Source organism: Ruegeria sp. BHSB064, from assembly GCF_059613205.1.
Genome location: NZ_JBXWSB010000153.1, coordinates 1 through 8,626, shown reverse-complemented (window position 1 = coordinate 8,626; position 8,626 = coordinate 1). Strand labels below are relative to the sequence as shown.

The following is an 8,626-nucleotide window of genomic DNA, read 5'->3' as shown; positions in this document are numbered from 1 at the left end:
CTCTTGTCCGGTAACTGTATCCTCCGGCAGGCATGGCACGAGCCCTGATATTTCCATGATCCGATCCGAAGCCGGCGCGCGGGCAAGTGCAATACCCAACCCACTTGCTGACAATTCTGCGGCCATGATCGAGTTGTCCGCGAAGAAATACCGCGCCTGTCCCGCAGGCAAGCGTAGGCTTTCGAACCAATGCGGCCAACTTGCGCGGTGCGTCGAGACCTCGATCAAAGTGTGCTCTAGCAGGTCTTGTGGGGTTTTAATCTGTGCAGCGATTGCAGGTGGTGCAACGGGGTAAAGAACCTCTTGAATCAACTCATCACCTTCGGTGCCAAACAGAGCAGGATTGCCAAAAACAATCTGCAAATCGGTAAATCGATTGGCAAAATCCGAAACGATGTTTCCGGTAGCCAGTGACAAGTTGATATCAGGATGCCCGGCTTGAAATGCCGAAAGGCCCTTGGCCAGAATTCCATGGGCGAAAAGTAACACAGACTGTACGTAAAGACGCTGCTCTCGCGTTTCGCCAAACAGGCCGGTGGTGGCGGTTTCCAGCATCAACAAGGACTGTTGCACCGACGGTAAATAGGCCCGCCCCGCCTCGGTCAATGTAACGGCATGGGCGTGGCGGTGGAACAGAGGGGTGCCCAGCCGTGTTTCCAGCGCTTTGACCTGTTGGCTGACAGCTGCTGCTGACATGTTCAGCTGCCCCGCCGCCCGGGCAAAGCTTTCAGTGCGCGCGGCCGCTTCGAACACGCGTAACCAGTTGAGAGAGGGGATACGGGACGACATTTCGACAGGCTAAGCAAAACTTACCCTGACCTGCAAGACAAACCATGCTGAGCCTTGCGCAAGTCGCATTAGCGTATTGGCAGCGAACAGAATGAATGAGCTCTGCCATGACCGATCCGGCCCTGCCTCCGCGGCCCAAGCGCAAAATCTGGAACTTTACACCGCAATTGCCAATTCAGACGTCTCCGTACTGGGATTGGCCGATGAAACCCTTGGCTGCGTTGCGTTACCTTCTGCAAAGCTGGAATCCTTTGGCGCTGCGCGCGCTGCTGCTGGTTTTTGCGATCATCACATGGAATTACCTGACCCCATCGCTCGCCCGGATCCAGACGTTCAGTTGGGATTGGGTGGCCGAGATCTGGTTCCGCAATTTCTGCATCCTGATGGTGGTCGCGGGTGGCTTGCATCTGGCCCTCTGGAAGTTCCGTACCCAACAGGACGAATACCGCTATGACATGCGTCCGATGATGAAGGGCGCCAAAGTCTTCACTTTCAAGAACCAGGTCTGGGACAACATGTTCTGGACCTTAGGCCCGGCGCTGACCTTCTGGACTTTTTGGGAATGCCTGATCCTGTATTCCTATGCCAATGGATGGATCACCATGATCACCTTTGACAGCAACCCTATCTGGTTCATCTCGGTTGTGGTTTTTGTTCCGATCTGGGCGGGGTTTCACTTCTACTGGCTACACCGCCTGCTGCATGTCGGCCCGTTTTATACCAAGGTGCACGCCTGGCATCATCGCAACATTAACACCGGTCCATGGTCTGGACTGGCCATGCATCCTGTCGAAAGTTTCTTTTTGATGTTCGACACGATGATTTTCTTTCTGTTGCCGTCCCATCCAATCCACGCGATCTTTCTGCTGTTCCATCACGGAATTGGTGCTCCGACCTCACATGCAGGGTTCGAACACGTTAAACTCGGCAACAAGGCCAAGTTTCAGGTCGGGGACTTTTTCCATCAACTGCATCACAGGTTCTTCGATTGCAACTACGGCACGTGGGAAACGCCTTGGGATGAATGGTTCAACACGTTCCACGACGGCACGGACGAGGGCAACGAAATGGTCAAAGAACGCCGTCGCAAGATCTGGGCGGGCGAGTAAAGTGGCAACTTGTCTTTTGCCGGGTCTTCTCAGGCCCGGCAGATGCTTTCTGAGAGCTGGAAAACGGAAGGCGAGCATCTATGCGTTTGGCCGCCGCCCTGCACAGTGTAACTATTGCGTCAAAGACTTGATCTGCCTGTCACTGGACCAGGACTTACATCCAGACGTAGCCCCAAATACTTCTACGAAGCATCAGGGCAAGGTGGCCAAACTGGAAGTCTTTAGGCAAAGCCTAACAACCAGACCGGGTAAGCTCAGCGCCCCACCCCGACATAGGTTTCAAAGCCGGCCTTCAGGGTCTTGCTTTCTGAATAGACATTACGGAGATCGACCATTCGCGGGGTGCTCATGGCCTGGGCCAGATCACCAAGGTTAAGAGCTCTGAACTCGTTCCATTCCGTCAGCAAAACCAGAACATCCGCCCCTTGCGCGGCCACATAAGGATCGTCGCACCAATCGACGCCCGGCAGTAGAGTTTCGCCTTCGGATTTCCCTTGTGGATCCACCACACGCACTTTCGCGCCTCCACCAATCAGGGCAGGGACAATGGACAAAGAGGGCGCGTCACGCATGTCATCTGTATTGGGTTTGAACGTGACCCCCAGAACCGCAACGGTTTTGCCATTGAAGTGATCGTCACAGGCCTCGCGGATCTTTTCGATCATACGCTTTTTAACCTCGTCATTCACGCGAATGACGGTTTCAGTGATCTGCATTGGATGCGCGTGATCCTGACCTATCCGCGCCAGTGCTGCAGTGTCTTTGGGGAAGCACGAGCCGCCATAGCCGGGCCCTGCGTGCAGGAACTTGTTGCCGATCCGCCCGTCCAGACCCATGCCGCGAGACACCTCTTTGACATCTGCACCAACCTTCTCGCAGAGACCCGCGATTTCGTTGATGAACGTGATCTTTGTCGCCAGAAATGCGTTGGCGGCATATTTGATCATCTCGGCGCTTTCCAGATCGGTGGTCAGGATCGGAAAATCGCGCAGGTAGAGCGGTCGGTAAATCTCGGCCATTACTTCGGCAGCGCGGTCGTTTTCCACCCCAACGACAACGCGGTCAGGGCGCATGAAATCATCAATCGCGGCCCCTTCGCGCAGAAACTCAGGGTTCGAAGCGACATCGAATTCTGCATTGGGATTGGCGGCTGCGACCACCGTCTGTACTTGCCTGTTGGTGCCTACGGGTACAGTCGATTTTGTGACAATCACGGTATACCCGGTGACGGCCTGTGCGATTTCTTCTGCAGCTGCCATCACATAGGTCAGGTCGGCATGGCCGTCACCACGCCGGGTCGGCGTTCCCACCGCAATAAAGACCGCGTCCGCTCCGTCCACAGCGGCGGCCAAATCGGTGGTAAAGCTCAGGCGGCCGGCAGCCACGTTTTTTGCCATCAGCACATCAAGACCGGGCTCATAAATCGGGACTTCGCCAGCTTTGAGCATTTCAATTTTCTGCTCCGCCTTGTCGACGCAAATCACATCATGACCGAAATCCGAAAAGCACACGCCAGACACAAGGCCGACGTAACCGGTGCCGATCATCGCAATACGCATAAAAATATCCTTCCAACAATACCCGCCGCAACGCGCGAACAATCAAAGAAACCAGCGGCAATTTCAATGGTTCACAGCGCCCGTAGACTGCATCCCATAGGGTCTACTTGTTTTTGAAGCAATAAGGGTGCTGAAAGTTATGCAACGTCTTTTAGCATGCAACACAGATTTTTCCGATTTGCACCCAGTTTGAGGGGGAAATTACGTCACCAGATCTTTCTGGTTTGGAACCATAATGTGTATTGGAACAAATATGTTGCCCCGTTTTGCCCATTCTATCGCATCAATCAAGCACACTCTTAGACATTTAAAGTTTGGCGCCCCAGGGTGAACCGACTAATGCCAAGCGACAGTCAGATACTTTGCTAAATTGGATGTTCAGGACTTGTTTTCTGAAGTGAGTATTTTCGAACCAATCACCCCGAATCCAGCGCTTTGTTGAAGGGTCGGGGGTGTTTTGATGTGGTGTTTTGTGAGGGTGTTATCCACAAACTCTTAGCGGACTTTCCAGAACAGTTCACTGACGCTTTGAGCAAAAATAGCCGCCCTGCACAAAAGCGAGGCGGCCCTTTAGCTTAATACCAGCGCCCGATTGCGGTTACGGTCGGTGGCAACGTCGAAGAATCCGACTGCGCCGACAGCACTTTGCAGTCAACCTGAGTTGTGCCGGGCGTACCCAAACCGACAAACCGGTCGACAGAGCCTCCGCTACCATTGACGCTTGGCGCCGCTGCAAAAGGCGTGGGATAGTTCCAAGTGAAAGCGGAACTCGCGAATAGAGCACCCTCGGCGCTAGAGCAATCAATTGCGGGCAGGGTAGCGGTGCAAATCTGTGTCCCGTCGGCGAAACGTACATACTCTCCGTTTGTGTTGTGGCCGCGTTCGATGACGGCACCGGTTGGAGTGCCCGCATTTTCCGAAACCGACCCCAACAGATTACCCGGCCCATATCCATAATCTGCCCGCATAAGGCGGCCAGTGCTGGTGTCGGACGCATCGCTTTGTACAGCTGCTCCTGTTGCCGCACCTGTGGTCGGGTCAATGCTCAGCGCTTGGGTCCAGTTTGTGCCATCGGGGGACACTTTGATCGAAAACCCAGAATTACCAGACAGCCCCATCTCGGCATGACCGGTCCAGTTCGATTGGAACAGGAGCGATGCGGTATCGTCAGCGCTGGCTTTGTTGATTTTAAGCTGATGCCCACCCCCGTCGTGGGTCAGCAGCGTCGCTGGGCTTCGAACAGTCAGACGGTTGGTTGTGTCGGCGGTTGCCGCAATACCGACACTGTCCAGATTTTGCGTATCAACGGGCAGTGGGACCCATGCAGTACTGTCCCAGATTCTGAGATCTCCGGCGGTTTCGTCCCAAGCGCGCCAACCCGGCGAGGGCGCAACGAAGTGCCAGGCATTGTCCAGCCAAGCGGCGAGGTCCCCGGAATGCCCGACCCAATCCCCTGTAGGAGAGGATCCAACTGCGTGAATTTCGCCCTGATCGGGAACCACTGGTGGAGTGTCGGTGTTGGTTGAGCGGACCGTCAGCTGCACGATCAGATCAAGTTGCCGCAGTGCTTCGTTATGTGTGACGTGCTTTTGCGCCTGCGAGGGTTGCAGAAACGGAAGGTTTAGTCGGGGTGAGATTTGTGACACGAGGGTCCTCCTGTGGCTGTCGGCCCGAAACATCGGTTGCGCGCTACAGTGCAGCAAAGCGCGTCAATCCTCTGTGACCGGGCCGACCGCCCAGGAAATCTTTTGCTAACCGTTGAACCGCTGGCCGGGCTCGACTGGCAGGATTAAGTATTAGGTTTTGGGGGCTTATTCGCGGGCATAAATGTCTTCGTAGCGAATAATGTCGTCCTCTCCCAGGTAAGCTCCGGTTTGAACTTCGATCAGAACCATCGGAACCTTGCCCGGATTCTCCATCCGGTGCGTGGCACCCAACGGGATGTAAACCGATTGGTTCTCACTCACCAGTTGTTCTTTGTCGTCGATTGTGACTTTGGCAGTACCTTTGACAACAATCCAATGCTCGGATCGATGGTGATGAGATTGCAAGCTCAGCGCCGCTCCCGGGTGGACATGGATCCGTTTGACTTGAAACCTGTCACCGATCACAAGGCTTTCGAACCAACCCCACGGACGATGGTCTACCGGCAGAGCCTCTGCCTGCTTAGCCCCTTTTTCTTTCAGCGCCGTGACGGCCTGTTTCACATCTTGCGCCTTATCCATGCTGGCCACCAGAACTGCATCGGGCATCGCAACTGCGATCACATTCTCCAGCCCCATTGCCACCACTTCTTGGGTGGGCGATTCTGATCGTATCAGAACATTACGGCATTCGATTGCAGTGACGTCGCCGTCTGTCGCGACGCCGTCTTCGTTCATATCGGACAGTTCTTGTACGGCTGTCCAGCTTCCGACGTCTGACCAACCTGCCGAATACGGGACCACGCTCAGGTTCGATGCCTTTTCCATGACCGCATAATCTATCGAGATGTCAGCAGCGTCGGCCCAAGCGGCAGGATCCAGTCGCAGAAAGCCCAAGTCAGTTTTTGCCTCGGTCACTGCCTTTTGGACGGGTGCGATCAAGCTTCCTGCATGTTGTTCGAATGCTGATATTATGTCACGCACCGCGAACAGGAAGATGCCTGAATTCCACAAGTAACTTCCGTCAGCCAACATGGATTGCGCTGTTTCTTCATCCGGTTTTTCGACAAACCGGTCCAGCGGGACAGCACGTTCAGTTGAATCCGGTGCGTGGCTGAGTTTGAGGTACCCGTACCCGGTTTCTGGACGTGTAGGTGTAATGCCAAAGGTAACCAGATCACCGCGCTCTCTGATAGCGCGCGCTCCTTCGGCCACGGCTGAATGGAAGGCGGACTTGTTTGGAATGACGTGATCTGACGGGGCCACCAGCATGATTGCGTCTGGATTTCGGGATGCCAGATAGAGTGCTGCAGCTAGAACAGCAGGTGCTGTGTTACGCCCTTCTGGTTCAATCAGGATGGGGCCAGGGTCTATGCCAACTTCGGCCAATTGTTCGGGGACGATAAAGCGGAATGCTTCATTTGTCAGAACCAGCGGCTTTGCGTAAGGCATATCTGACGGTCCAAGCATTCGATCAGCGCAATCCTGCAACAGAGTGGATTCACCGACCAACGGAACAAATTGCTTAGGATAACTTTTGCGTGACAGTGGCCATAAACGTGTCCCTGATCCTCCGCAAAGAATGACAGGATGAACTGTATTCGTCATGTGTATGCCTTTGAACTGGTAATCACAGAAGGTATTTCTTTACTCGTACTCAATGAAATTTCTTTAACTACTGCGCCGCTTTCCCGGTTGCTACGATATCATTCAGGTAGTGGCTTAGGTCGTCGCGCAGGTCGTCTCGGGCAAGTGCAAACGCAACAGTGGCTTGCAGAAAACCCGATTTTGATCCGCAATCAAAACGTTGGCCATCAAATTTATATCCAAACACGGGAACACCATCTGCAATGTCCTCGGCGATGGCGTCGGTCAGCTGGATTTCACCACCACTTCCGGTTTTCATCGCATTCAGGTTGTTGAGTACAGATGGGCGCAGGACATATCGGCCAATAACTGCCAGGTTGGAGGGCGCTTCCGCAGGTTCGGGCTTTTCAACCATGCCTCTGGCCGGAATAACAGGGCCAATGCTGTCGCCGACATCCAACACCCCGTAAGAGCTTGTTTTCTCCGGCGCAACTTCCATGGCCGCCACCATGTTGCCGCCTGTCTCCTCATATGCTTCGATCATCTGTTGAAGGCAGGGTTTGTCGGCGGCGATTACGTCATCGGGCAGCATAACGGCAAAGGGTTCATCCCCAATCAGGCGGCGGGCGCACCATACGGCGTGTCCAAGACCCAGAGCTTTATGCTGACGGATATAGGCAATAGCCCCGCTTTCCATGTTCGTTTTGTTCAGGATTTCAAGCAGTTTGTCTTTCTTTTTTGCCTTCAACTCCTGTTCGAGCACAAGGTTGTGGTCGAAATAATCTTCAAGCGCGGATTTCCCGCGGGAGGTGACAAAAATAAACTCTTTGATGCCCGCCGCGCGCGCTTCGTCGATGGCGTACTGCACCAATGGCCGATCTACCAGGGTCATGATCTCTTTTGGAACCGACTTGGTAGCCGGCAAAAACCGCGTTCCCATGCCTGCAACCGGAAAAATTGCTTTGGTGACCTTGCGTGTCATGATGCCTCTCAATTTCAATATTCAGCCGGGAAAGCGGATTTGGTCCGACATATTCTCATAGGCTGCGCGACCTGATCAATCAATGATGCCCGATGGTTCAGGCGGCAATTGGTCAAATCGTGCCACCTTGTCGGGCCAGTGTCAAAAACGAGCTGTATTTTCACGAAAAGAAGACGGTCCAAAAAAGCAGCGCCTTCTGTGGCGTTTCGGGGTTGTTTGTCACTTGCAGACAGCAACCTTGATACACGTTTATTCCAGTTACTGTTGAGCTGACAATTTTCCGCTTCGTAACCTTTGGAAATCACTGAGGCTGCCTCAATGTTGGGTAGGAAATCTGTATCGCTTTCATAAAACAGTACTTTTTACCCAAGCGTTTCCGGCGTAACACATCCCCTCCCTTAAGCCGTAACCGCGTTTGAATGTGCCACCGCTTTCAGACTTCTCAGAGGCGCACGACCGAGAAAGGACAAGACTAGTGGGCGCGTTTCGGTCGAAAAACAGAAAAGCGAGAACTGGGTTTTCTAACCGATCGTTCTGTTCTTAGATTGGCGACAATTGGGAAAAATTCCCCTAAATAGACGCGGGATGTGTGCGAAACCTGCGCGTGTCGTAACCGTGCTGGACAATTCGCAGGGTGTGAATTGCGTCTGTTCCATCACCACCTGGTAAAGCTGGCCGATCCTGTTCAGGGTATCAGTTTGGATTTTATCGACGCGTCGGGAAAGCAACTTGGTGCATGGCCCGTAGCCTGTTGCCAACGACCAATCGAGCGGCGCGTTTTGAATCCAGGCAACCCGTCCGCACCGCCCACATCATGGCCCATCTGTTCAAGGGCACGCTGCATCGCCGCGATGTCAGAACGGTACAGTCCCCCCACCTTTCCCCACCTTTCGACAAAATCCCCGACGCCAAATTGAATGCGGTCTCCAACATGGCCAACAAACAAGGCATACAAAT

General features: G+C 53.9%; 7 protein-coding genes. 1 reads left to right on the top strand and 6 read right to left on the bottom strand.

Going from position 1 to position 8,626, the window contains the following annotated elements; genetic code table 11:
• On the bottom strand, window positions 1–789 hold a 789-nt coding region (locus AC2FNU_RS22180), incomplete at its 3' end, for a LysR family transcriptional regulator (RefSeq protein WP_496792707.1).
• A 95-nt stretch (window positions 790–884) separates the two neighbouring features.
• Here AC2FNU_RS22180 and AC2FNU_RS22175 point away from each other — a divergent pair.
• Window positions 885–1,898: a sterol desaturase family protein gene (locus tag AC2FNU_RS22175; RefSeq protein WP_496792705.1), complete on the top strand. Its 1,014-nt coding sequence runs from the start codon at window positions 885–887 to the stop codon at window positions 1,896–1,898.
• A gap of 254 nt (window positions 1,899–2,152) precedes the next feature.
• On the opposite strand, the gene AC2FNU_RS22170 is transcribed toward AC2FNU_RS22175, so the two are convergent.
• The 5 genes from AC2FNU_RS22170 to AC2FNU_RS22150 all read right to left on the bottom strand — a co-directional run.
• Entirely contained in the window at window positions 2,153–3,457 is a 1,305-nt protein-coding gene (locus AC2FNU_RS22170; RefSeq protein WP_496792703.1) for a UDP-glucose dehydrogenase family protein, read from the bottom strand.
• A 575-nt stretch (window positions 3,458–4,032) separates the two neighbouring features.
• The gene (locus AC2FNU_RS22165) at window positions 4,033–5,103 is read right to left on the bottom strand and encodes a DUF2793 domain-containing protein (RefSeq protein ID WP_496792699.1); all 1,071 of its coding nucleotides are present in this window, start codon (window positions 5,101–5,103) and stop codon (window positions 4,033–4,035) included.
• 165 nt (window positions 5,104–5,268) lie between these two features.
• Window positions 5,269–6,708: a mannose-1-phosphate guanylyltransferase/mannose-6-phosphate isomerase gene (locus AC2FNU_RS22160; RefSeq protein ID WP_496792695.1), complete on the bottom strand. Its 1,440-nt coding sequence runs from the start codon at window positions 6,706–6,708 to the stop codon at window positions 5,269–5,271.
• Between the two features lie 67 nt (window positions 6,709–6,775).
• Complete coding sequence (gene galU / locus AC2FNU_RS22155) at window positions 6,776–7,669, bottom strand: UTP--glucose-1-phosphate uridylyltransferase GalU (RefSeq protein WP_496792691.1); 894 nt, start codon at window positions 7,667–7,669, stop codon at window positions 6,776–6,778.
• Between the two features lie 685 nt (window positions 7,670–8,354).
• On the bottom strand, window positions 8,355–8,626 hold a 272-nt coding region (locus AC2FNU_RS22150; RefSeq protein ID WP_496792686.1), incomplete at its 5' end, for a peptidoglycan-binding domain-containing protein.